General features: G+C 54.9%; 15 protein-coding genes. 7 read left to right on the top strand and 8 right to left on the bottom strand.

Annotation, left to right across the window (positions count from 1 at the left end; all coding sequences use genetic code 11):
- The first annotated feature begins 93 nt into the window (after nt 1–93).
- A complete protein-coding gene (locus tag V2154_RS01165) occupies nt 94–996 on the top strand; it encodes a LysR family transcriptional regulator (RefSeq protein ID WP_353500730.1) in 903 nt (300 codons plus the stop codon).
- An 18-nt stretch (nt 997–1,014) separates the two neighbouring features.
- Here V2154_RS01165 and V2154_RS01160 read toward each other — a convergent pair whose 3' ends face one another.
- From V2154_RS01160 to V2154_RS01150, 3 genes are all read right to left on the bottom strand, one after another.
- Nucleotides 1,015–2,664: a Na+/H+ antiporter gene (locus tag V2154_RS01160; RefSeq protein WP_100938189.1), complete on the bottom strand. Its 1,650-nt coding sequence runs from the start codon at nt 2,662–2,664 to the stop codon at nt 1,015–1,017.
- A gap of 565 nt (nt 2,665–3,229) precedes the next feature.
- Nucleotides 3,230–4,597 (bottom strand): NCS2 family permease, encoded by a 1,368-nt coding sequence (locus V2154_RS01155; RefSeq protein WP_353500729.1) that lies wholly within the window; start codon nt 4,595–4,597, stop codon nt 3,230–3,232.
- 576 nt (nt 4,598–5,173) lie between these two features.
- Nucleotides 5,174–5,842: a glutathione S-transferase family protein gene (locus V2154_RS01150; RefSeq protein ID WP_353500728.1), complete on the bottom strand. Its 669-nt coding sequence runs from the start codon at nt 5,840–5,842 to the stop codon at nt 5,174–5,176.
- Between the two features lie 262 nt (nt 5,843–6,104).
- Here V2154_RS01150 and V2154_RS01145 point away from each other — a divergent pair, with 262 nt between their 5' ends.
- A complete protein-coding gene (locus V2154_RS01145) occupies nt 6,105–8,165 on the top strand; it encodes a putative bifunctional diguanylate cyclase/phosphodiesterase (RefSeq protein ID WP_353500727.1) in 2,061 nt (686 codons plus the stop codon).
- Nucleotides 8,166–8,230: 65 nt separating this feature from the next.
- Here the strand turns inward: V2154_RS01145 and malQ are convergent, their stop codons facing one another.
- Together malQ and malP are read right to left on the bottom strand one after the other, a co-directional pair.
- Nucleotides 8,231–10,321, bottom strand: a complete 2,091-nt coding sequence (malQ, locus tag V2154_RS01140; protein WP_100938191.1) for a 4-alpha-glucanotransferase — start codon at nt 10,319–10,321, stop codon at nt 8,231–8,233.
- A gap of 9 nt (nt 10,322–10,330) precedes the next feature.
- Nucleotides 10,331–12,736, bottom strand: coding sequence for a maltodextrin phosphorylase (malP, locus tag V2154_RS01135; RefSeq protein ID WP_353500726.1), 2,406 nt, complete (start codon nt 12,734–12,736; stop codon nt 10,331–10,333).
- Between the two features lie 323 nt (nt 12,737–13,059).
- Here malP and malT point away from each other — a divergent pair, with 323 nt between their 5' ends.
- The 4 genes from malT (at nt 13,060) to pdeR (ending at nt 21,067) form a co-directional block, all read left to right on the top strand.
- Nucleotides 13,060–15,783, top strand: coding sequence for an HTH-type transcriptional regulator MalT (gene malT, locus V2154_RS01130; protein ID WP_353500725.1), 2,724 nt, complete (start codon nt 13,060–13,062; stop codon nt 15,781–15,783).
- 247 nt (nt 15,784–16,030) lie between these two features.
- Complete coding sequence (locus tag V2154_RS01125; protein WP_353500724.1) at nt 16,031–16,312, top strand: YjcB family protein; 282 nt, start codon at nt 16,031–16,033, stop codon at nt 16,310–16,312.
- A 287-nt stretch (nt 16,313–16,599) separates the two neighbouring features.
- Complete coding sequence (gene bglX, locus V2154_RS01120; protein ID WP_353500723.1) at nt 16,600–18,897, top strand: beta-glucosidase BglX; 2,298 nt, start codon at nt 16,600–16,602, stop codon at nt 18,895–18,897.
- A 160-nt stretch (nt 18,898–19,057) separates the two neighbouring features.
- Entirely contained in the window at nt 19,058–21,067 is a 2,010-nt protein-coding gene (gene pdeR, locus V2154_RS01115) for a cyclic di-GMP phosphodiesterase (protein WP_353500722.1), read from the top strand.
- A gap of 46 nt (nt 21,068–21,113) precedes the next feature.
- On the opposite strand, the gene V2154_RS01110 is transcribed toward pdeR, so the two are convergent.
- Nucleotides 21,114–21,980: a crotonase/enoyl-CoA hydratase family protein gene (locus V2154_RS01110; RefSeq protein ID WP_353500721.1), complete on the bottom strand. Its 867-nt coding sequence runs from the start codon at nt 21,978–21,980 to the stop codon at nt 21,114–21,116.
- A 411-nt stretch (nt 21,981–22,391) separates the two neighbouring features.
- Between V2154_RS01110 and V2154_RS01105 the strand changes: the two genes are divergently transcribed.
- The gene (locus tag V2154_RS01105) at nt 22,392–24,428 is read left to right on the top strand and encodes an oxidoreductase (protein WP_353500720.1); all 2,037 of its coding nucleotides are present in this window, start codon (nt 22,392–22,394) and stop codon (nt 24,426–24,428) included.
- Between the two features lie 267 nt (nt 24,429–24,695).
- Here V2154_RS01105 and V2154_RS01100 read toward each other — a convergent pair whose 3' ends face one another.
- Nucleotides 24,696–25,427 (bottom strand): phosphoribosyltransferase, encoded by a 732-nt coding sequence (locus tag V2154_RS01100; RefSeq protein WP_353500719.1) that lies wholly within the window; start codon nt 25,425–25,427, stop codon nt 24,696–24,698.
- A 74-nt stretch (nt 25,428–25,501) separates the two neighbouring features.
- Complete coding sequence (gene rlmG, locus V2154_RS01095) at nt 25,502–26,653, bottom strand: 23S rRNA (guanine(1835)-N(2))-methyltransferase RlmG (RefSeq protein ID WP_353500718.1); 1,152 nt, start codon at nt 26,651–26,653, stop codon at nt 25,502–25,504.
- Nucleotides 26,654–26,693 lie beyond the last annotated feature (40 nt).

Genomic DNA, 26,693 nt, shown 5'->3' with positions numbered 1-26,693 from the left:
CAAACCGGTATAGAAATGAATTAAAATCATCGAAATCATTCCAAATCGGCATATTTTGCCTTTCTGCGCAAAAAGCTGATTAAGAGGATCATTATGGACGTGCGCACCCTGCGTTATTTTGTCGAAGTTGTTCGCCAGCAGAGCTTTACCCGCGCGGCTGAAAAGCTGTTTGTCACTCAGCCGACCATCAGCAAGATGCTGCGCCATCTGGAGGAAGAGCTGGAATGTACGCTGATTATTCGCGATGGCCGCCGCCTAAGACTGACCGACAGCGGGCAGGCGCTGTACCAACGCGGGCAGAATATTTTGGAAGAGTTTCGCCAGCTGGAAAGCGAACTGGAGGACATCAGCTCCCTCACCCGCGGGCAGTTGAGGATTGGCATCCCGCCGATGGTGGGCACCCAGATGGCCCCGCTGATTGGCGCGTTTCGCCAAAAATATCCCGGCATTGAGCTGATTATCTCCGAGTTTGGCGGCCGCACGGTGCAGTCGGCGATTGTCTCCGGCGAGCTGGATTTAGCCATGAACCTGCTATCGATTGACGAAAATCTGGGCCTGACGTCGATCCCCCTCTTTAGCTACCCCATGTGCGCCGTGGTGCCGCGCAGCGAGAAGTGGCTCAACCGCACCCGCCTGCCGATTTCTGAATTAGCCGATGAAAGCATCCTGATTTATAACGAAGATTTTGCGCTGCACGGCATGCTGATGGACAGCTTCGCGGCGCATGGATTCACGCCTAAAATTGCCACCCGCAGCGGCCAGTGGGACTTTCTGGCGGCGATGGTGCAGGCGGGAATGGGCGTGGCAATTCTGCCGGAGCCAATCTGCCGCCGTCTGGATTCAAGCCTGATGTGGATGCCTATCGAGCCGGAGATGCTGTGGAAACTGGAGCTGATTTGGCGGGAGGGAAGTTATATGTCGCACAGCACCCAGGCGTGGATTGCCATGTGTCGGGAGCACTTCAAGCAGCAGCAAAGAGACGCGCACGCCGGATAGCGTGCGCGTTGCGAGGCTTTACACCTCTTTTTCGACCAGCAGCGCCTCGAGCAAATCGAGGTCATGCAGCAGCTTTTGCAGCGTTTCATTGCTGATTTTCTGCGTCGCGCGCAGATGATATAGCTCCCCGCGCTCGGCGCGCAGCGCCGTGAGGCGGAAGCGGCGCTCGAGGTTTTCCAGCTTCAGCGCCGTCTCAATATCATCTTTATTGAGCGTGCGTCGCCGCAGCGTACCAATCACCCGCGAGCTGATCTCTTTAAGCGTCTGCTCATCGATATTCTCTTCGGAATCCGCCGCCAGACGCTCTTCCATCTTATGCAGGCTTTCGATAGCCACTTCAGCGGCAATCGACTTCGCCATGCGCTCTTCTTCGCGATACGCCGTGCCATCGGCCACCACCACGCCTTTAAGCAGGAATGGCAACGCAATCACCCCCGCAATCAGCGAGAATAGGATGACGCCGGTGGCGAGGAACACCAACTGATAGCGCGATGGGAAGGCCGTGCCGTCGGATAAGAACAGCGGGATGGAGAGCACACCGGCCAGCGTAATGGCCCCGCGAACCCCGGCAAAGGAAGCTACCCACAGTTCACGCGTACTGTACGCGCCAAACAGCAACGGTTTCTTTTTCAGGAAGCGGTTACTGATGTTTTTCATCACCCACAGCCAGACAAAGCGCAGTAGCAGCAAGGCGAAGTAGATAATGCCGACGTCAGCAAACAAGTGCCAGGTGACGATAGACGGGTCATGGGTTGCCTGATCCAGCGAGTTCTCCAGAATGCCCGGCAATTGCAGGCCGAGCATGATGAACACCATGCCGTTGAACACAAACTCGAGCATCGCCCAGACGCTGTTGGCACGCAGGCGCATCGCCAGCGGCGCGTTACGGATGATGCCCGACTGGCTGATGGTCATACCGGCCGCCACCGCCGCCAGGATGCCCGACACGCCGATATGTTCGGCTATCAGGTAAGAGGCGAACGGCAATAACAGCAGGAAGACGATCTGCGTCGCCGGGTCATCACCACTCCAACGGCTCATGATGCGCAGTGATTTACTGTACAGCCACGTCACCGCCACACCGGCCATCAACCCGCCAATGGCCACCTTGAGGAACTCTACCGAGGCACCGCCGACGGTGAAGATCATGGTGCCCATCGCTACTGCGATAGCAAACTTCAGGGATACCAGACCGGACGCATCGTTCATCAGCGCCTCACCTTCCAGCACGCCCATAATCGATTTCGGGATACGCCCCTTGCCGACAATGCCGCCCAGCGCCACGGCGTCCGTTGGCGACAGAACCGCAGCCAGCGCGAAGGCCGCCACCAGCGGGATATCCGGCACCATCATATAAATCAGATAACCAATGCCGACCACGGTGAGCAGAACCAGTACCAGCGCTAGCCCGAGGATCTCACGTCCGTGATGCAAAAACTCCCGCGTCGGGGTTTTCCAACCATCGGCAAACAGCAGTGGCGGGATGAACAGTACCAAGAACAGCTCAGGGTCGAAGTCCACGTGCAGGCCAAAATTCGGCCATGCCAGCAACGCCCCGACGGCGATCTGCATTAATGGAAGCGGGATTTGAAAAGGTAACATTCTGGTCACCACCCCGGAGAGCGATACCACCAGAATCAAAATGAGGATGGTAAAGAAGATTTCCATGCTTTCCTTAGACTCTTATTTTTATGACTTTCAATCAGGCGCGCCTGACACATACCTAAGGAATAGTAGATCAAAAACCGTTACGGTTTAAATCAGAGCGTGCTGAAAAGGGGTGTGGTTGGGGCCACACGCGCCCCTTTTAATGCATTTTTAATTTAAAAACTAAATTCAAATTTAAATTCAAAACCGTGGGCGTCGGCCCACACCGACTTAACTTCAAATTCAAAACCTTGGGTTGCCACCCAAACCGGCCTTAAGAGGCGCCTATCGCCGCGCCTCTTAAGAATCTCCGGCTCTTTACTGCGCGCTATCGCTCGTTGGATGGACGTGTTTCAGTCACTTCGGTTCTTCACCGCAAAATGTCGCCGCTTAGGCGGTGCCTTCGCTTCAGGCTTCGAGCCTAAGGTCTCGAACCGTTCGCTCAGCGCCATTTTTGACTGCGGTTTTGAGGCATTTCAACCGTGCCGTTTCAGTGGGTGCTGTTTTGCGCCTCCCTTGGTCGGTGTGGGCCGATGCCCACGACCTTGACCTTAAAAGGGCGTCAGATTTTCGCCCCCCAAAAATCTTAAATTGCCCATCCACCGGCATAGAACACCACCAGCGCCACGGCGATGATCACCGTGCCGATGTTCAGCTTGCGCCATTCGCCGGAGAAGATGCGGCCAATCACTAACGCGCTGAAACCTAACATAATACCGGTCACGATATTACAGGTCAGAACGATAAACACCGCGCACAGCAGGCCGGACATCGCATCGACGAAATCGGTGAAATCCAGTTTGGTGACGTTGCTTAACATCAACAGACCCACGTACATCAGCGCAGGGGCGGTAGCGTAGGCAGGAACCAGATACGACAGTGGAGAGAGGAACAGCATCAGCAAGAACAGCACGCCGACCACCGTGGCGGTCAGGCCGGTTTTACCGCCTGCGGCAGTACCGGCGGCGGATTCGATATACACCGCGGCTGGGGATGCACCTACCAAACCGGCAAACATGCTGCTGATTGAGTCAGAGGTCAGCGCTTTGCCGCCGCTGATGATCTGACCGTTTTTATCCAGCAAATTCGCCTGACCGGCTACCGCGCGGATAGTCCCGGTGGCGTCGAAGACTGCCGTCATCACCAATGCCAGCACGCTTGGCAGAACCGCCAGTTTCAGCGCGCCCATGATGTCGAGATTAAACAGCACCGAGTGGCCGCTAGCGTCTGACAAAGACGGCATGGCGAACAGTCCCTGATACTTCACCGCCGGGTCAAAAATCAGGCCGATGATAGAAATCACGATAATCACCAGTAGAATGCCGCCCGGCACGCGCAGTTTCTCTAAACCGAAAATCACCGCCAGGCCCAACAGCGTCATGATAACCGGGAAAGAGGTGAAAGCGCCGAGAGTCACCGGCAGGCCGTCGAGTGGGTTCTTGATCACCAAGCCGACACCGTTGGCGGCGATGAGCAGCAAGAACAGCCCGATACCAATCCCCGTGCCGTGCGCAACGCCCATCGGCAAATTGCGTAAAATCCACGAACGAATCCCGGTAACGGAAATGATGGTGAACAACACCCCCATCAGGAATACCGCGCCCAGTGCGACCGGCACGCTAATGTGCTGGCCCAGCACCAGACTGAAGGCGGTAAACGCAGTCAGGGAGATTGCGCAACCAATGGCTAAAGGCAAATTGGCCCACAGCCCCATCAGCAGAGAACCAAAGCCTGCCACCAAGCAAGTCGCGACAAACACGGCGCTCGGGGAGAAACCGGCTTTGCCCAGCATACTCGGAACCACGATGACGGAATAAACCATCGCCAAAAAGGTCGTCAGACCGGCAATGATTTCCTGACGAACGTTACTGCCACGCGCAGATATTTTAAAGAAAGCATCAAGCGAACCGGCAGGCGCAACGCCACTGCCCGTTTGATTGTGTTGACTAGCCATGTGCAACCCTCTGAAGTGTCTTGCTGAAATGCCTGCGTGGTCATTACGAAACCGTTTCGTCACGTTCGCTTCCCTAACCGCCGTAATGTGCTCGAAAACCTGCAAGATCGATGCGCAAAACCAAGGCAAACGTTTAACTCTCATCGCGTAAGGCGGAAATAAAAACCACGGGTACTGCAAAGCAAACGATTATCCAGCCATTAACCCCCTCTTTTCAACTCCCGTTCACGACATTTTATGGCGATTTGTTCAATAAAAAGCCAGATCGCCACAGAATTTGCGCAAACCGCCTATTTTGAATGGTTAGCAGGCTGTGCAACATGCCAAAACGGTGATGAAAAAATGGAAAATCAGGCAAGGCATTAGAAGAAAAGAAAATAGACCGCGCTATTTTGAAAGGGAGGAAAAAGGCCCAAGAGATAAAGAAATAAAACCGGAGAGGATTAATAGCTTAACAATATTCCTATTGCGTTATCAAAATTCAGACCCGCCGATTCGAAGATATTAAGCAACACTTATGTATTGCTGAAAATATAAATCGGCGTTGCTGAAAAATAGAGAACACTGGAATTTTGATTAGCTACCAATTTGGTAAGGGCCACCCTGCTCTAAGGCTTTTTGATAAGCTGGCCGCGCATGAATGGTAGAAAGCCAGGTATGCAATTTCGGATATTTATCTAATCCTCCGCGCGACACCATCGCTTCCACCGGGAAACTCATCTGCACGTCGGCGGCACTAAAGTCGCCGCCAGCAAACCATGTGTTTTCAGTCAGATGCTGTTCAAGATAGGCGCCATGAGTCGCCAGCTGCTTATCCAGATAGTTTTGCTGCACCCCTTTGCCGATGGCACCGGCAATCGGGCGGATCAGCCAAGGCATCGGCGGTTTGCCTAATCGTCCAAAAATCAGCTTCATCACCAAAATCGGCATCAGCGACCCTTCGGCATAGTGCATCCAATAGCGATACTGCTGGCGAGCGAAGTGATCGGTAGGTTTGAAATTCCCTTGTGCATCATAGGTTTCTTGCAGGTACTCCAAAATCGCCCCCGACTCAGCCAGCGTCAGGTCGTTATCCACCAGCACCGGCGATTTCCCCAAAGGATGCACTTTTTTCAGTGAGGCCGGGGCCAGCATGGTCTTTTCATCACGTTGATAACGCTGAATTTGATAAGGCAATTCTAGCTCTTCGAGCATCCAGAGTACTCTCTGGGACCGCGAGTTATTTAAATGGTGAACCGTGATCATGTTTATAACTCCAAACTGATTAGCCAAATTAATAGTTAACTATAGACCATCTGCTCGCTGGCGTATTTTATAAAGGCAAAGACCTTGTTCCTATTACGTTTACTTCTCACGAGTTTTGCAACTGAATTTATAAGGATTGAGCAATAAGCTTAAGTAAATTTAATAGAAAGGCGCTAATTCAATAGCCTTTATTATTATTTAATGCGATTATCCCGCGCCAAAATTAGCACCTAATATAGATATCCTATTGTGTGGAGTTTGCATGCTTTCCAGTAATTACAACGATGTCCTGATTCTGTTCTCCTTCATCGTTGCGATGCTCGCGTCTTACACCGCGCTCGACATGGCTGGACGAGTGGCAACGACACAAGGAAGAGCGTCGAAACTGTGGTTAGCGGGCGGCGCGCTGTCTATGGGGATTGGTATCTGGTCGATGCATTTTATCGGCATGTTGGCCTTTAGTTTGCCAGTGTCGATGGGCTATGACCCGCTTATCACCCTATTTTCGATGCTGATCGCCATCGTTTCTTCCGCGTTCGCCCTCTGGCTGGTGTGCCATGACCGGCTGCCGACCCAGAGCCTGCTGCTTGGCTCCCTGCTGATGGGCGGCGGCATTGTGGCGATGCACTACACCGGCATGGCGGCAATGCGCATGATGCCCGGCATAGATTACGATCTTCGCTGGGTGGCGCTGTCAGTGGTGGTCGCCGTGGTGGCTTCCGGTGCCGCGCTGTGGATGGCGTTTCACCTGCGCCAGCACTCGCCGAATGTCAAAATGCTGCGCGTCGGCGCGGCGATTGTCATGGGCACCGCGATTGTCGGCATGCACTATATCGGCATGGCCGCCGCCAATTTCCCTCACGATAGCCACAGCATGGCGGCAGTTTCCGGGGTGAATAATAACTGGCTGGCGCTGTTGGTGATTGTCGTCACCTTGGCCGTGCTCGCCATCACCCTGATTATTTCCGTGCTGGATGCCCGCTTGCAGGCGCGCACCTCGATTCTGGCTTCTTCTTTGACGCAGGCCAACCGCGAGCTAACCCAGCTCGCCTTGCACGATAATCTAACGCGCTTGCCGAACCGCCTCCTGTTGGAAGACCGTCTAAGCCAGGCTTTCCAGAAAGCGGAGCGTACTCAATCCTCCTTCGCCCTGCTGTTTTTCGACCTCGACGGCTTTAAGGCGGTGAACGACGCTTTTGGGCACCACGTGGGGGATTTGCTGCTGATTGCCGTCACCGAGCGGCTACAGGCCCACCTGCGCGCCTCGGATACCTTGGCGCGCTTGGGTGGCGATGAATTCGTGCTGCTGATGGAAATCGGCGATCCCAACGACGCCGCGACGCTGGCCGACAAGCTCGGGCATCTGATTGCTAAACCTTTCCAGGTTTCGCGCTACGAGCTGCTGGTGTCAGTGAGTATTGGTATTGCGGTTTATCCGGGCGATGGCGAAAACGAGCGCGAGCTGATGCTCAACGCCGACGCGGCGATGTACCACACCAAAAATGCCGGGCGCAACGGCTACAACTTTTTCCAGCCGTCGATGAATGCCAATGCGCAAGACCAGCTGCAAATGCTCAACGATTTGCGCATGGCGGTGGAACACAACGAGCTGCGCCTGCACTATCAGCCAAAATTTGTCGCGCCACACGGCCCGGTGACCGGCTTTGAGGCGCTGCTGCGCTGGGAGCGCCACGGCGTGATGCTCAGCCCGGACGTCTTCCTGCCGATGGCGGAGAAAACCGGCCTGATCATCTCAATCGGCGAATGGGTGATTAACGAAGCCTGTCGCCAGCTGCGCCAGTGGCACTTGGCGGGACATCGCACCTGGACCGTGGCGGTAAACCTCTCTGCCCTGCAATTTGAGCAGCCGAATCTGGTGGAAAAGGTGATTGCTACTGTGCAGAAGCATCAGATCCCGCCAGAGATGCTGACGCTGGAAGTGACTGAAACCACCGCGATGCGCAACCCCGACGCCAGCGTCGAGATCCTCGAGCAGCTCACGCGTTTTGGCGTCAAAGCCTCGATTGATGACTTTGGTACAGGCTACTCCAGCCTGCTCTACCTGAAACGCTTACCGGCCAGCGAACTGAAAATCGACGGCGCTTTTATTAATGATCTGATTGCGGGAAGCGAAGATGCCAGCATCGTGCAAGCTATCATCGCCCTCGGCCAGACGCTGAATCTGAAAGTGGTTGCCGAAGGTGTGGAAACCACCCAACAGCAAGATTTCCTCACCGAGCTAGGCTGTGATTCGTTGCAGGGATATTTGCTCGGCAGGCCAATGACGGTGGAGCAAATCGCCAATAACCCGGATTTAGAGTAGTGCGGTTTTGCTGTGGCTTTTGATTTGATCCCTCCCCTAATTAGGGGAGGAAGTAGAGCCAAAACTCAACTCACCGACACCTTCCTGCGGCGCTTATCCAAGTCCTTGATCAGCTTATTCACTTCGTCGTCGGCGAACATATCTTCCAGAGTACGGGTGAGTTTGCGCCGCCAGTTGGGGTATTCGTCACTGGTGCCGGGAATGTTGACCGGCTCGCCCATGTCCAGCCAGTCTTCGGGTTGCAGGCCCAACAGGGCGCAGGCGCTGTCGGCGACATAACGCTGGAGGCCGCGATTGAGCGTCGGCGTCATGCTCATCACGTCTGCATTGTGACCGGTGCTTTTCGGCACGCAGCCATAATGATGCAACCCGTTGAGCAACCCCTGCCGGGCGCGACCGCGATCGGCGTACAGCTCGGTTAATACCTCTTCGTCGCGATACAGCCCCAACTTCTTGCCTAGCGCCAAATCATCCCCCTGCCAGTAACCGCGCAGCGTAGGAAGATCGTGGGTGGTGATGGTCGCCATCGCCTGCACCGGATAAGACTGCGGCGCGCGGAAGTTATTCTCCGCGTCACGCTCGAAGTACAACACCTTGTACGAGTAGACCCCGCCTTCGCGCAGCTTACTAACGATCTCCACCGGCACCGTGCCCAGATCTTCTCCTATCACCATGCAGCGGTGGCGCTGGCTTTCCAGTGCCAGAATCGCCAGCAGATCGTCCACCGGATACTGCACATAAGCACCGTTGTCGGCGGTTTCACCATAAGGGATCCACCACAGGCGCAGCAGGGTCATCACGTGATCGATGCGCAACGCGCCACAGCTGGTCATGTTGGCGCGCAGTAGATCGATAAAAGGCTGATAGGCGCGGCGCACCATGACGTGCGGATCCATCGGGCGCAGATCCCAGTTTTGCCCGAGCGGCCCAAGGATATCCGGCGGCGCGCCGACCGAGGCTTTCAGACAATAAACGTCGCGATCGCCCCAGGTTTCGGCTCCACCTTCCACCACGCCCACGGCTAAATCGCGATACAAACCAATCGGCATCTCCGCCTGCTGGCTGTCGTGGTAACAGCGGCCAAACTGATACTCCGCCAGCCACTGTAGCCACTGGTAGAAATCCACCTCGGACTCATACTGCTGGCAGAAGGCTTTGACGGCGGCACTCTGCGCGCTGCGGTACTTTTCCGGCCAGTGCGGCCAGCCTTGTGGCTGCTCGCCCTGCTTTGCCAGATGGCTATAAAGCGCGTCATAGGCCGCCTGCTGATAGAGGCTGTCGCCTCCCTCGCGGACAAATTTTCGATAGGCTTTTTGCAGCGGATCGGACGCGCTACGGGTGACAAAACGCTGATGCGCCAGCGACAGCCCGGTGAGCTTGAGCGGCACCACGCGGGCGTAATCCACCCATGCGCTGCGGCGAACTTCTTTAAGGATTTTCTGCGTTTGCGGCTCGCGCCACCACGCCTGCGCCGCCTCGCTGAGCTGGAAATCTTCCACCGCGTTGACGTCAATGTAAATCACGTTCAGCCAGCGCCGTGAAGACGGGCTGTATGGGCTGGCGGCGATGGGGTTGCCGGGATAAAGCGAGTGAATGGGGTTGAGGCCGACGAAAGCGCCGCCGCGTTTGCCCATCTCCTGCACCAGTTGGCGTAAATCGCCAAAGTCGCCAATGCCCCAGTTGTTCTCGGAACGCAGCGTGTAGAGTTGCACGCAGGCGCCCCACAGCTTTTTCCCCGCCAGCAGGGCATCGGGTTCATAGCAGCGTTTTGGCGCGACGATGATGCTGCACTCCCAGCTTTGCGCGTCCTGCGTCAGCGTCAACTGGTGGTAGCCGCTGGAAATGCGCCCCGGCAGGGCCAAGGTCATTTTGGCGCTGGTGCGCCCTTGCTGCACCGCGCCGCTTTCCAACTTCAACTGCCACTGAAACTCGCCTTCGCCGCCAATCGGCAGGGCTAAACGGCTGCCCTTAATAAACACTTTTACTACCGGCACGGGGGCTTCGACGGCGTGTGGAACGCCCGCGGCCCAGCCCATCGCCTCCAGCAAATCCCGTTTAGTAGCGGCAGCAATAGCCTGTTGTTTACCATGCGCATTGATATAACCGGCGGCGATCCCAGCCTCGATCGCCGCTTGTTCTAGCTGTTTGCTCTCCATTGCTGCTCCTTAGCGTTTCGCCTGCCAGATCCGTTGCTGATAATCGCGGATCGACCGGTCTGAACTGAACATGCCAACACGGGCCGTATTGAGTATAGTGCGCTTCGTCCACTCCGCCCGATCGCGGTACAACACGTCAACTCTCTGTTGTGCCTCACAATAATCAGCAAAATCCGCTAACACTAAGTAGGGATCGCCGCCTGACAGCAGGCTGTCGAGCATCGGGCTAAAGGCGGATTTATCCCCATGGCTGAACAGGCCGCTTTCCAGATCCTTCAATACGGCATCCAATAATGTGTCTTTTTTGCGCCATTGCAGCGGCGAATAGCCTTGAGCTTTTAGAGCTTTCACCTGATCGACGGTGTTGCCGAAAATAAAGATATTGTCTTCGCCAACCTGCTCGGCGATTTCCACCGTCGCGCCGTCCAGCGTGCCGACGGTCATCGCCCCATTAAGCGCCAGCTTCATGTTGCCAGTACCGGAGGCTTCGGTGCCCGCGGTGGAGATCTGCTCGGAGACGTCGGCAGCCGGGATCATCAGCTCGGCGACCGAAACGCGATAATCGGGAATGAACACCACTTTAAGACGATCGCCGACGATCGGATCGTTATTGACCTTTTCCGCCACTTGGTTGATCGCATAGATGATGTTTTTCGCCAGATAGTAGCCCGGCGCGGCTTTCGCCCCGAACAGGAACACGCGCGGCACCCTGTCGAGCTGTGGGTTTTCGCGCAATTGGCGGTACAAGGCCACGATATGCAGCAAGTTCAAATGCTGGCGCTTGTACTCGTGCAGGCGCTTAATCTGCACGTCAAAAATGGCGTCTGGGTTGAGGATGATCCCCATGCGCTGCTGCACATACTCCGCCAGCCGCACTTTGTTCTCGCGCTTAATCTGTTGATAACGTTGGGTGAATTTGGCATTTTCAGCGAATTTTTCCAGCCCGCGCAATGCATCAAGCTCGGTAACCCACTCAGTTTTCAGGCTGTCATCAATCAGCGCCGACAGTGCCGGATTACACTGTTTCAGCCAGCGGCGCGGCGTGATGCCATTGGTTACGTTATGGAATTTTTGCGGCCACAGCTGGTGATACTCGGGGAACAGGTCTTTCACCACCAGATCCGAGTGCAGCGCCGCGACGCCGTTGACCGCGAAGCCGCTGACCACGCAGAGGTTCGCCATCCGCACCTGTTTGTCCTGATGCACCGACAGCTTCTCCCACACGGCTTTATTGCCCGGCCACTGCTTCTCCACCACCTTTTTGAAGCGCGCGTTTATCTGCTTAATCAGTGAGAAATGGCGCGGCAGCAGGCTGCGCACCAGCTTCTCATCCCAGCGCTCCAGAGCTTCTGGCATCAAGGTGTGGTTGGTATAAGCGAAGGTCCGGCTGGTAATAGCCCAAGCCGCGTCCCACTCCATCTGGTGCTCGTCGAGCAGAATGCGCAACAGCTCGGGAATAGCGATGGTCGGATGGGTATCGTTAAGCTGAATTACTTCAAAATCAGGCAGTTCAGCAATTTTGCGTCCAAGGAAGTGGTGACGGCGCAAAATATCCCGCACCGAGCAGGCGCACTGGAAATACTGCTGCATAAGGCGCAGGCGTTTGCCCTGCTGATGATTGTCATTCGGGTAGAGCACTTTAGTCAGCTTGGCGGCATCAATGCCCTTTTGCTCAGCCTTGAGGAACTGCCCGTCGTTAAACAGCGTCAGGTCAAAAGGATGCACATCCGTCGCCTGCCACAGACGTAATGGCTGGGTAACGCCGTTGCGATAGCCCACCACCGGCAGGTCCCAGGCTTCGCCGCGCAGCGTGAACTCCGGCTGCCAGAGCTCCTGTCCTTGCTCATTCTTCACTAACTTACCGCCAAAGCCGACATCCACCGACAGGTGGCTGTTATGGCTGAACCACGGATAACTCTCGCGATGCCAATTGTCCGGCGCTTCTTGCTGCTTGCCTTCGCTAAAGGATTGGCGGAACAGGCCATATTGATAATTCAACCCGTAGCCGGTGGCCGACTGCCCCACGGTCGCCATCGAATCCAGAAAACAGGCCGCCAGACGCCCCAGCCCGCCATTGCCTAATGCTGGGTCGGTTTCTTGCTCGAGGACATCGGCCAGTTCTACGCCCTGCGCTTTCAGCACGTCCCTGACGGTGTCGAACCAACCCAGATTAATCAAGTTGTTGGAGGTCAGACGGCCAATCAGAAACTCCATCGAAATATAATTTACGTGGCGCTGCTGCTGTTGAGTCTTGGCAGGCGTGGGCTGCGCGGCTAACTGATCGGACAGCGCGCCGCTCAGCGCCTGCCACCACTGATGCGGCGTCATGTCTTGGGCACTCTGTAAACCAAAGCGCTGCCATTGGCGCGTCAGGGCGTGTTCAAACCGGGTTTTCTCTAATGTGGATGGCAACATAAGCTCCCTCTATGGGGTATTTGTAGAGTAGGTGTAGGGTAAAAAGCTGAAACAATAAGGCTATGCTGCAACCAAGTAGAAAGTGCAGCATCATCCCGTAAAGGATTAGACAGGGAGGAGGAAAAGGGCGTAGCGTAATCAGGATTTTTTCGGCCAAAAACAGGGGCCTAAACTGTGATCAAGAGCAACTAAACGACACGTAATTATGTAACAGCCTTGCAATACTTTCGGCATTGGCAGACCTTAGGAATAATATTAATTACGCGCTGTAAAATAAATAAACACACCTTTCATTTGCTTACAGTTCATAAGAATCTATAAAAATGCTGATCCCTTCGAAACTGAGTCGCCCGGTGCGACTGCAAAATACGGTGGTGCGCGATCGCCTATTAACCAAATTGGCGAGCGCACAGAATTACCGACTCGTTCTGGTTGCTTGCCCTGCTGGGTACGGCAAAACCACGCTTGTTGCCCACTGGGCGGCGGGTAAAAGCGATCTCGGCTGGTATTCTCTTGATGAAAGCGACAACCAGCCCGAGCGTTTTGCCAGCTACCTGATTGCCGCTATTCAGCAGGCAACCGGCGGGCACTGCGCCAAAAGCGAAGCACTCAGTCAGAAGCATCAATACGCCAGCCTCTCAGCACTGTTTGCGCAACTCTTTGTTGAGCTGTCTGATTGGCATCGCCCCCTGTTACTGGTGATTGACGATTATCACCTGATTTCCAATGACGCCATTCACGAAGGCATGCGCTTCTTCCTGCGCCATCAGCCGGAAAACCTCACATTGATGGTGCTGTCACGCACCCTGCCGCAGCTTGGCATTGCCAACCTGCGCGTGCGCGACCAACTGCTGGAGCTGAATGCCGCACAGTTGGCTTTCAACCATTCCGAAGCCCAGCAGTTCTTTGATTGCCGTTTGGCCGACCCTATCGAGCAAGCCGACAGCAGCCGCCTGTGCGACGACGTGGCCGGATGGGCCACCGCGCTCCAGCTGATTGCCCTCTCCGCCCGCCAGTCGCACACTTCGACGGCCTCGGCCCAGCAGTCGGCCAAAAAACTTGCCGGGCTGAATGCCAGCCATCTATCCGAATATCTGGTGGATGAGGTTCTGGATCGCGTGGACGCGCCAACCCGCGACTTCCTGCTGCGCTGCTCTTTACTGCGCTCAATGAATGATTCGCTGATTGTGCAACTGACCGGCGCGGAAAACGGCCAGCACCGGCTGGAAGAGCTGGAGCGTCAGGGTCTATTCATTCACCGAATGGATGATTCCGGCGAATGGTTTAACTTCCACCCGCTGTTTGCCACTTTCCTGCGCCAGCGCTGCCAGTGGGAACTGGCGGCTGAACTCCCGGCTATCCACCGTTTGGCGGCCGAAGGTTGGCTGGCGCTGGGCTTCCCCGCCGAGGCCATTCACCACGCGCTGGGCGCCGAAGATACCGACATGCTGCGCGACATTCTGCTGCAACACGCCTGGGCGCTGTTCAACCAAAGCGAGCTGGTGCTGCTCGAAGAGTGCCTCAACGCCCTGCCTTATGAGCGGCTGATTCAAAACCCGAAACTGGCCTTGTTGCAGGCATGGTTAGCGCAGAGCCAGCACCGCTACAGCGAAGTAGAAATGCTGCTTGAGCGCGCCGAAAACGAGATGCAGGTCGAGCAAATCGAGATGGATAAAACCCTCAGCGCCGAATTTGACGCCCTGAGAGCGCAGGTCGCCATCAACGACGGCAAGCAGGATAAAGCCGAGAAGCTGGCGGCGCAGGCGCTGAAATATCTTCCCTATTCAAGCTATTACAGCCGCATTGTTGCCACCTCGGTGACCGGCGAGATCCAGCACTGCAAAGGCGATTTGACCCGCGCCCTGCCGCTGATGCAGCAAACCGAGCAAATCGCCCGCCGCCATGAGGCCTATCACTACGCGCTGTGGGCTTTGCTCCAGCAGAGTGAAATTCTGATCGCTCAGGGCTTCTTGCAGGCGGCTTACGAGACGCAGGATAAAGCCTTCGAACTGGTGCGCGAGCAGCATCTCGAACAGCTGCCGATGCACGAATTCTTACTGCGCCTGCGCTCACAGCTGCTGTGGTCGTGGGCGCGCCTCGACGATGCCGAAAGCGCCGCGCGCGAAGGGCTGGAAGTGCTGGCTAACTTCCAGCCGCAACAGCAGTTGCAATGTTTGGCGATGCTGGCGAAGTGCTCGCTGGCGCGCGGGCATCTCGACAATGCCCATCGCTATTTGCAGCGCTGCGAAGCCCTGTTGCAGAGCGGGCAGTATCACACTGACTGGCTGACCAACACTGATAAGCCGCGCGTTATTTACTGGCAGATGGTCGGGGATAAAAACGCGGCGCGCAGCTGGCTGAACCAGACCTCCAAACCGGGTATGGCGGATAACCACTTCCTGCAAGGCCAATGGCGCAACATTGCCCGGGTGCACATCCTGCTGGGTCAATATGAGGAAGCAGAAAAAATCATTGATGAGCTGAATGGTTACGCGCGCCAGCTGAAGCTGGTCAGTGACCTCAACCGCAATCTGATCCTCAGCAACCTGCTCTATTGGCACACCGATCGCAAAAATGAAGCCCAGCGCGTGCTGATTGAAGCGCTGGAATTAGCCAACCGCACGGGTTTTGTCAGCCACTTTGTTATCGAAGGCGAAATGATGGCGCAGCAGTTGCGCCAGCTTATCCAGTTAAATCTTCTGCCGGAGATGGAGCAGCGCCGGGCGCAGAAGGTGTTGCGCGACATTAACCAGCACCATCGCCACAAGTTCGCCCATTTCGACGAAGGCTTTGTCAGTAAATTACTGACCCATCCTCAGGTGCCGGAGCTGATTCGCACCAGCCCGCTGACCCAGCGCGAATGGCAAGTGCTCGGCCTTATCTACTCCGGCTACAGTAATGACCAGATTGCCGGCGAGCTGACCGTGGCTTCTACCACCATTAAAACTCACATTCGCAATCTGTATCAGAAGCTGGGGGTGACCCACCGTCAGGACGCCGTGCAGCATGAGCAACACCTGCTGCAAGTGATGGGTTACGGTGCCTGATGGCGCTCGACGCATTCCCTTTTCACTCGAAAACCGCCGCTAAGGGCGGTTTTTTTATGGCTCGATGACGAAGATCAAATCCTATATCGACTTTTTTTTGCGCATCGAATTAACCCTCGCTACAATGTGACGCAAATCACATTTTCATTTCTACGCCTCCTTGCTCCACCCCGGTATTCAGCCCCCCCGAGGACTGCCTTTGGATTGGTGCATTTCAGGTGCTTAATTCAGTTGAGGAATAGGTTCGATGGGTACGTTAACTGCAGGTTTCATGATGATGCGTTGGGAATTACTGAGCGCGTTTCTGATGTTTTGCACCAGCCAATTAAATATTCGCTGCCGCCAGTCCAGCCATAATGTCATGGCCTTCGTCTGTAGCGGGATTGGCCTGACCGTGACCTGTTTCTTCGTCATGAGCCTGATGGGTATTAGCTACAATGCCGAAGCCGTTGCGCAATTCTGGTCAGTCTCCAAAGACGTGTTCTTCGACGTCATGAGCAAAACGCCAACTGACATGCCGCTGTTGTAACGCCCCTCGCCCTATTTATTACTGTGCGCATATTCCTAAATAACGGAAATTGCGCGCTATCTCGTATCAGTATTTGCACATCAATTCCTAATTCAGCGTAAATTGCGAGCTGTGACGGCTCGCAGTCAATAAGTCGTTTTTGCAGAAAACTATTCATTGCTAATAATTGAGGCGACGTATTAGATTCTCACGCTATAGTTTTCTTATAATGATCATTACCTTGTTCGCGTTCTGGCTAGGGGCTGTCATTAACCTAAGCCGCATGTTTTTTGTCTGAAGGATATTCGATGAATACGCATCACCTGATTGGCGCGTTGGTGTTAATAGCAGGTTCTACCTCGTCGTTTGCTGAGCAAGCGTCGAGCATTCCCCAAAATCAGACAAAAGAGCGGGATGCCTTCGTCTCTCATCTGATGACCCAAATGACGCTGGACGAAAAAATCGGCCAGCTTAACTTAGTCAGCGTTGGTCCCGACTACCCGAAAGAAGCCATTATGGCTGACGTTCGCGCCGATAAAGTTGGCGGTATGTTCAATACCGTGACCAAACCTGACATTCGCCGCATTCAGGATCAGGTACAGCACAGCCGCCTGAAAATCCCGCTGTTCTACGCCTATGACGTGGTCCACGGCCAGCGCACCATCTTCCCTATCAGCCTTGGCCTTGCCGCCAGCTGGGACATGCAAGCCGTCGCCACCAGCGCGCGTATCTCTGCCATTGAAACCGCGGCCGATGGCCTGAACATGACCTTCTCACCGATGGTCGATATCACCCGCGATCCGCGCTGGGGCCGCGTCTCTGAAGGCTTTGGCGAAGACACCTACTTAACATCGCGCCTGGCCCACGAAATGGTCAGCGCCTATCAGAATAACGATCCGTCCGCCCCTGACAGCGTAATGGCCAACGTGAAGCATTTCGCGCTGTACGGCGCAGTAGAAGGCGGCCGCGAGTACAACACCGTGGACATGAGCCTGACGCGCATGTTCAACGACTACATGCCGCCGTATAAAGCCGCGCTTGATGCAGGCGCGGGCGGCGTGATGGTGGCGCTGAACTCGGTGAATGGCATTCCGGCGACCTCCAACCCGTGGCTGTTGCAGCAAGTTCTGCGCGACCAGTGGAAATTCAAAGGTTTAACCGTTAGCGATCACGGCGCTATCGGCGGCTTGGTCAAACACGGCGTGGCCGAAGATGACCGTCAGGCCGCCGCCATGGCGCTGAAGTCCGGTGTCGATATGGACATGGCCGATGACATGTACGGCAAGTACCTGAAAGGCTTAGTGGCCGACAAAATTGTTAGCGTCAAAGAGATTGACCGTGCGGTGCGTAACGTACTGAATGCTAAGTGGGATATGGGCCTGTTCATCGATCCGTACCGCCACCTTGGCCCGGCATCGAGTGACCCGGTTGATACCAACGCCGAAAGCCGTTTGCATCGCAAAGAGGCGCGTGAAGTGGCGCGTACCTCACTGGTATTGCTAAAAAACCAGAACGAAACCTTGCCGTTGCAGAAGAAAGGCACCATCGCCCTGATTGGTACTCTGGCCGACAGCCAGCGTGATGTCATGGGAAGCTGGTCCGCTGCCGGTAAAGCCAACCAGACCGTCACCGTGCTGCAAGGTATGAAAGACGCGATTGGCGACAAAGCCACCCTGCTATATGCCCGTGGCGCCAACATCACCAACGATCAAGACATCGTCAACTTCCTGAACTCCTATGAGAAACAGGTGGTTAACGACCCGCGCCCAGCGCAGGAAATGATTGATGAAGCCGTGAAAACCGCCGAGAAAGCCGACGTCGTGGTTGCGGTAGTGGGGGAAGCTCAGGGCATGGCGCACGAAGCGTCCAGCCGCACTGAGTTGAACGTTCCGCAAAGCCAGCGCGACCTGCTTAAAGCGCTGAAAGCCACCGGCAAGCCGCTGGTGATCGTGCTGATGAATGGCCGTCCACTGACCCTGACGTGGGAAAATGACATTGCCGATGCCATGCTAGAAACCTGGTTCAGCGGCACAGAAGGCGGACACGCCATTGCAGACGTGCTGTTCGGCGACTACAACCCGTCGGGCAAACTGCCAATGACCTTCCCGCGCTCTGTTGGTCAAATCCCGTTATACAACAGCGAGTTGAATACTGGCCGACCACGGAATCCGCAGAGAGAAGATAAATACACCTCGCGCTACTTCGACATCACCAATGGCCCGCTCTTCCCGTTTGGTTATGGTTTGAGCTACACCCAGTTCAGCGTCTCTGATATTTCATTGTCTTCGACCACCATGAGTGCCACGCAGCCACTGACTGCCAGCGTGACGGTGAAAAACACCGGCAAACGCAGCGGCGCGACCGTGGTACAGCTCTATCTGCGTGACCTGACGGCCTCTATCAGCCGCCCGGTTAAAGAGCTCAAAAACTTCGAGAAAATAAATCTGGCGCCGGGTGAAGAAAAAGTCGTTACATTTGCGATCAATGAAAAAGATTTACGTTTCTTCAATGACAAGCTCAAATGGGCCTCTGAACCGGGCAAATTCAATGTATTCATTGGATTGGATTCGCAGGATGTGAAGCAAAGTAGCTTCCTGCTGAAATAACTGCCGCAGAGAAGGTGATGGCGCGCCGCGTGGAGCGCCATCGCTGGTAATAAAAATCATCTAAAATCAAGAGCGGGCCTCTGTTCTCAGGGCCCGCGCTTTTAATTGCACGTTGCTTAACATTGTCAGATCAGGTTGCTGGTGACACGGAGAAACTTTCATGAAAGACGCTCAAGATGACTCCATTTTATACCTGCATTTTGGTACACCGCGCCCCTACTGGCGGTTAAGTTCAGATAGCAACGCATTAGAACTCTCAGCGGAACAGGGCGTGACCAACGTCGCCGTTTCCCTCACCAGCCTGCAAGCCGCGCGCATTCGCGAACTGACGGGCATCACCTCTTGCTTCACCATTGACGTCGCGCTGTTCGGCGTGCCGGTTTGTCTCTATTTGGTTGGCCGTAAGGTAGACAGCAACGTTTGGGCGGGCACCGCCTCTGATTACGAAGATACCGCGTCCGTGGCGCACGACCTTGAAGTGGGGCTGACCTTCGCCGAACAGGTAGTGTCCGAAGCCAACTCGGTGATCGTGATTATCGATCAAGACGGTAAAGTGCATCGCTTCAACCGTCTGAGCGAAGAGTACACCGGCCTGCGCGAGCAGGACGTGATTGGCCGTAGCGCCTACGACATGTTTATGTCGATGGAAGAAGGTATCGCCTCTCGCCAGAACATCACCGGCTTCTTTCAAAAAGAGCAGTCATATGAAGTAGAACGCTGGATTAACACGGTAAAAGGCCAGCGCCTGTTCTTATTCCGCAATAAATTTGTCCACAGCGGCAGTGGAAAACAGCAGAAATTCCTCATCTGCTCCGGCTCTGACATCACCGATGAGCGCATGGCGCAGGAGCGGCTGCGGGTCTTAGCCAATACCGATCTCATCACCGGCCTTGCCAACCGCAACGCCCTGCAAGACCAGCTGAAAAGCGCGCTGGAACTGCGCGGTGACAACTCTATCGGACTGATTTATCTCGACTTAGATAACTTCAAAAAAGTGAATGACGCCTACGGACACATGTTTGGTGACCGTCTGCTCAAAGAGGTGGCTCACGCCATTCAGGGCTGTTTAGAAGACACCGAAACCCTGGCGCGACTGGGCGGTGACGAATTCATTATTCTTAGTACCCAAGCGTCGGTCGAAAAGCTGGAAGCCATCAGCCAACAGATCCTCGGCCGCCTCAAAGCCCCTTTCCGCATCGGGTTAATCGAAGTTTATACCGGCTGTTCAAGCGGCATCGCGGTCTGCCCGCAGCACGGAACAGATGCAGAAAGCCTGATCCGCAACGCCGATACGGCCATGTACGTGGCGAAAGAGGCGGGCAAAAACGCGCACTGCGTGTTCTCACCGGAGATGAACAAAAAAGTTTCCGAATACATGTGGCTCGACACCAATCTGAGAAAAGCCCTCGAGGAGCAACAGCTGAAGCTCTATTATCAGCCGAAAATCTCCAACAATGGCGAAGTAAAGAGTGTCGAAGCCCTGCTGCGCTGGCACTCGCCTGAGCGCGGCGTGATTCAGCCACAGAGCTTTATCTCCTACGCCGAAGAGTCCGGACTGATTGCGCCGCTAGGCAAATGGGTTATCGAAACCGCTACCCGACAGGCAACCGAGTGGCAGAAGAAAGGGCTGAATTTGCGCGTGGCGGTGAATCTGTCAGGCCGCCAATTAAACAGCAGTTCGCTGGTGTCGGATTTTACCGAGGCGATGCAAAACGCCGGAATGACTCAATGCATGCTGGATTTTGAGCTGACCGAAAGCTGCCTGGTGGAAGATGAAAAAGCGGCCGTCACCATGATCAATCAACTGCATAAGTTGGGCGCGGAAGTGCATCTGGACGATTTCGGCACCGGCTACTCTTCCCTGTCGCAGCTGGCGCGGATCCCGCTGGACTGCATCAAGCTGGATCAAAGCTTTGTGCGCGGTATTAATCATAATTCAGTGTCGCAGGCGCTGGTCCGGGCTATCGTTGCCGTAGCAAGAACCCTGCAATTGACCGTGGTTGCCGAAGGGGTTGAAACCCATGAAGAAGAGCGGCTGATTGATGAAATTGGCGTAGATAGCAAACAGGGCTATCTGTTTGCCAAACCAATGCCCGCCGATGAGCTCGAGCACTGGCTTGTGCAGAAAGCAATTGCTTCACCCGGTAGTTTGAACAACGTTACGCGCTAGTCGTCAGTCACGGCGTCTGGCAGCGCTAACGACAATCATGAGCAGACTAGCCGGATTTACGCAGAGAAGCCGTATGGCGGTTTTGCAACATCACCAGACGCTCCATGTACGCCACATCTTTCTCCTCCAGCGTAAACGCTGAATCTACCCAATCTTCCGTGATATCCATCAACTCGGAGCGCGAAAGCTTTAGCACTCTCTGGCGCGCCCGCAGCATGGCCCGAATGCCGTTTAACTTTGGTCGCATCGTATCGATAAAAGTACGGGTTGCGATAAAGCCTTCGCCGGGCTGGAACACCACATCCACCAGCCCCCGGCTTTCAAACCATTCCGCAGAGTGCGACTCGCCGGTTGAGATCAGCTCCTCCGCCAGACGCATTCCCGCTTTGCGTGAAACCAGCGAATAACCGCCCATGCCGGGGAACAGATTAAAGGCAATTTCTGGGAATCCCATCCGGGCGGTGTTTTGCGCTAAGACATAGTGGTGCGCCAGCGCGGCCTCAAAACCGCCACCCAGCGCCGATCCCTCAATCATCGACAGGCTGATGGCGCCTACGTCAAAGCCGCGCGCAGCGGCGTGTACGCAGTCAATGCAGGCTCGCGCATAGGCGCGCAGTGCCTCACGCTTATTATTGAGAATGGACTCAACAAAAAAGCTTAAATCTCCTCCTACATTATACATATTAGGCACCAGCGATCCGGTTACCCAAAAATCAAAACGCAGACCCGAGGCTTTCGCCGCATAGGTCAGTTTCATAATGTCTTCAATTAAAGGCTGATTAAAACATGGGCGCGGGAAGGCTTTTAGCATCATCCACATCACATTTCGACCCTCTTCATAATAGGCCGCTATTTGTGATAAATGCCCAGCTTCGGTGAATGGACGGCATGCCGTATGGTCAATAAGATTCATAGTTTATATCCAGGTTGGAATGGTAGGTTGGGTGAAGCAGCACCAGCCTAGACCAGCCACCACCTGAACTGAATCGATTCGAAGCGCGACTATAAAAATAATCTTATTACCCTAAAATAATGTCTTTTATATAAACCGGTAGAAATTAAATAGGGGTAACCACGGTCTTATTTTTATTTCGTTGGGAAATTATTGGCACAGGAAATAAATGCTTTTTAATACTCTTCATAAGACAAAGCCTGCTAATAAATTAATCTCAATGCATAAGCGTCGATGGACATTATTTGTTGTTTTTCCGACATCGGATGATCTTTATGAAGTGCATCACATTCGGCACCACTCTCCTTTCCAATCTGGCGTTCTGCGGCTAAATTGACTCTTATCTCATCCGACCACTTAAGAGTCTGCCTTATGACCGAACACAACGCGCCGTTTTATCCTCACCTGTTAGCCCCGCTGGATTTAGGCTTTACCCAGCTGAAAAACCGCGTGCTGATGGGGTCAATGCATACCGGGCTGGAAGAGTTGAAAGAGGGGCCGCAGCGCATGGCGGCTTTCTATGCCGAGCGCGCCGCCGCGGGCGTGGGCCTGATTGTCACCGGCGGCATCGCCCCCAACGTGCAGGGCGTGGTCTATCGCGGCGGCTCGGTGCTCAACCAGCAGCAGCAAATCGCCCATCACCAAGTGGTGACGGAGGCAGTTCATCAGGCTGGCGGGAAAATCGCCTTGCAGATCCTCCACGCCGGGCGTTACAGCTATCAGCCTAACCCCGTGGCACCATCGGCGTTGCAGGCGCCAATCAACCGTTTCTCCCCGCTGGCGCTGACTCACGAACAGATTGAAGAGACGATTGCCGACTTCGCCCAGTGCGCTGCGCTGGCGCAGCAGGCCGACTATGACGGCGTGGAAATCATGGGTTCAGAGGGTTATTTGATTAACCAGTTTTTGGCCGCGCGCACCAACCAGCGCAGCGACCAGTGGGGCGGCAATGCGCAAAACCGCATGCGATTCGCCCTGGAAATAGTGCGCGCCGTGCGCCAGGCCTGTGGCCCACACTTCATTATTATCTATCGCCTGTCGATGCTGGATTTAGTGGAAGAAGGCTCGAACTGGGAGGAGATAGAAGCCCTCGCCAAAGGCATTGAGCAGGCCGGTGCCAGCATCATCAACACCGGCATTGGCTGGCACGAGGCGCGGGTGCCGACCATCGCCACCATGGTGCCGCGCGCCGGGTTTAGCTGGGTGACGCGCAAGTTAATGGGCAAGGTGAACATTCCGCTGATCACCACCAACCGCATTAACGATCCGCAGGTGGCCGAAGATCTATTGGCTAACGGCTGCGCGGATATGGTCTCCATGGCGCGCCCCTTCCTCGCCGACCCGGCCTTTGTGCAGAAAGCCGCGCAGGGCCGCGCAGATGAGATAAACACCTGTATTGGCTGCAATCAGGCCTGCCTGGACCAGATTTTTGTCGGCGAACTCACCTCCTGTCTGGTGAATCCGCGCGCCTGCCGCGAAACCGAAATGCCGCTGATCCCGGCCCAGCACGCCAAACGTCTGGCGGTGGTTGGCGCTGGCCCGGCGGGGCTTTCCTTCGCTATCACGGCCGCCAGTCGCGGGCATCAGGTCACCCTGTTCGACGCCAACAGTGAGATTGGTGGGCAGTTTAATATCGCCAAGCAAATTCCCGGCAAGGAGGAGTTTTACCAGACGCTGCGCTACTACTCGCGCCAGTTAGCTATTTTGCAGGTGACGCTGCGTCTGGGCGAAAAAGTGGATGCCAGCCAGCTCAATGGCTTCGATGAAATCGTTTTGGCGTGCGGCATACTTCCCCGTCTGCCCGAAATCCCGGGGATAGACCACCCGAGCGTGCTGACCTATCTCGACGTGCTCAGAGATAAAAAGCCGGTTGGCCGACGCGTCGCCATCATCGGCTCCGGCGGCATTGGTTTTGATACCGCCGAATATCTGGTGCAAAACGGCCCTTCGGCCAGTCTCGACAGCCGCGCTTTCAGCCACGAATGGGGCATCGATCAAAGCCTCACCCAACGCGGCGGATTGAGCGCCGACGGCCCGCAAGCCGAACCGGCGGCGCGGCAAATCGTGCTGCTGCAACGCAAAACCAGCAAAGTGGGAGCGAACTTGGGCAAAACCACCGGCTGGATCCACCGCGCCAGCCTGCTGCAACGCGGCGTGAAGATGTGGAGCGGCGTGACCTATCAACGCATTGATGATCAAGGTCTGCACATCGTGCGCGACGGTGCCGAGGAGTTTCTGGCGGTGGATAACATCATCATCTGCGCAGGTCAGGAGCCGCAGCGTGACTTGCAGGTTCCCCTTCTGGCAGCCGGGAAAATCGTGCATTTGATAGGTGGCGCAGAGATGGCCATGGAGCTAGACGCCCGACGGGCGATAGATCAAGGAACGAGACTGGCGATGGCGATTTAAGGGCGAAAAAAAAGCCGCTTGCGGCGGCTTTTTAATCTACTGAAAGTCTGTTTTCAGACACCAGTATGCATTTTTACAACATTGCCAGTTGGAGAATGTCGCTGCCATTCATCAAGTGTTAATTTTGTCGCTTACCGACTGGACCAACACTAAAGTGCCTGCGCGAACCCACAACCCTCGCGAGTTGCTTCATATTTAAAGAGCCAAGGGCGTATGTTGGCTCTGAAAGAAGTCTACGGCAGCCATGGCTTAATTGCAAACCATCGTTCATAAATCACTCAACAAACAGACCCCTTGGTTACAAGCCACCTTGACCTCAAGCAATGCATCTCGCGCATTCAAAAGCGTTGTTCCTGTCGAAAGTAAATCATCGCTTAAAATGACCGTTCCTCCCACTAAGGGCGCAAAATCGAAATGCGGATTTAACTTAAGCGGACGGAAATATTCGCGGATATTGTTTTCGACTTTCTTCATTGAAAACAGAGTATTGGGTGGTACTTTCGCCAGTTCTGCTAATACTCGATTCACATCAGACTTATGTCTGCTTTTAGGAACAACATGGCGAGAATAGTAGTCCGCCAAGATCTCAGAGGCGGTTCTTTTGGAGAAAGCACTATTGATTAGAACTGCGCCAAGTTTTCGCGCTATACGCCGCGCAAACTGCTCAGCCACCCTTGAAGAGAACGGCATCGAGAGAACATAGGGATAGGACCAACCGTTGAGGGTTTTATCAACAATTGCTGAAAACGTTGGTTTGAATTCAAGCAGGCTCGCATAGCTCAATGTAAAACCATGCATATTCTTCAAACCGTAAATCAAAGGGTTACCATCGCGGCGGTCATCACCTTGCTTAGTACGGGTATAGATATTGAAGATATCCAGTCGCGGGTTCTTCCCCACTTTGGATTTTTTGGGATTTAAATGGATGGCCGTGATGACACGGTGCTCATGAGTGGCATTAAAGGTGACATCCTTGTTTGCAGAAACATCAATTCCCACAACGTTCTCCTGAAACACCTTCTCAGTGCTTTCATCCTGAAATTCACCAAGAAGGCATTCTAAAAATTAAAAACCTACCCTCTAGCCGCCGACTTCACCGCGCGCAGAATAACGAATTTCTGATTGGTGGCGATGGTGGTGCAGTTGCCGAACAGGCGGCGCAGCTTCTGGTAGTAGTCCAGATGACGGTTACCGACGATGCGCAGCTCGCCGCCGGTTTGCAGGCAGCGCTTAGCGTCGCAGAACATGCGCCACGCGGTGTCATCGCTGATCACCGTACCCTGGTGGAATGGCGGGTTGCACAGCACGGCGTGCAGGCTTTCGCGCTCAACGCCGGCCAGCATGTTATTCACTTCAAACTGACAGCGGCTGATATCTTCCGGCAGGTTGTTTTCGACATTCAGCTTACTCGACTCCACCGCCATGTATGACTCATCGACAAACAGCATCTCTGCATCTGGATTCAGCGCCAGCGCGGTCATGCCGATCACGCCATTGCCACAGCCTAAATCAGCAATCCGCCCTTCAATGCCTTCCGGCAAATGTTGCATGAAGAAGCGCGCGCCAATATCCAGCCCGGTGCGCGAGAACACGTTGGCATGGTTGGTGATGCGAAATTCGCTGTCATCCAGCGCCCATTCGGTGGTAACAGGCTCGGCGGCTTGCGCAGGCAAAGTCGGCTGGCAGTGAATCAGGCGAGCCTTCTTCCACGCCAGCGTGGTTTTAGTCGGACCAAGAATCTTCTCGAACAGCTGTAGCGTGGAGGTGTGGATGTCACGCGCCTTGGCACCGGCGATAATCTGCGTGTCCGGCGTCACCACTTCGCGCAGGGCAATCAGCTGTTGCTCCAGCAGAGCCAAAGTTTTTGGTATCTTGATAACCACCAGGCCAGGATTGATTGGCAGCGGAACCAGACTGCTTTGCTGGGCGACGCGGCTTTCGTCGAAATGGTTCAAACGCAGGTTGTGGCGCGTCGCCAGCTGACTCATAAAGGAGTCGCTGATGCTGGTCGGTTCGAACTGTTGCAGCGCGCAAGCCAGCGTGCCGAAAGCGTCGTTAAAGATCAGGACAGGACGGCCATTGAGCGCGTCGGTGGTCAGGGTTTGCAGCAGATATTCGTCCGCAGCTTCCCATGCCTGCAACTGCGTCGCCGCCTCATCTTGCGGGTAACGTTCCAGTTCCAGTTGCAGCAGTTGATCACCTTGTTCGAGTTCGAATTGGCTCATTGGCCCTCCTCATTATTCAATTTGCGCTGTTTATCCCTTA

The organism is Ewingella sp. CoE-038-23 (assembly GCF_040419245.1).
In the GTDB taxonomy this organism is placed as follows: Bacteria; Pseudomonadota; Gammaproteobacteria; order Enterobacterales; family Enterobacteriaceae; genus Ewingella; species Ewingella allii.
Note: the sequence above shows the minus strand (reverse complement) of the source record. Positions and strands in the feature narration are given on the sequence as shown.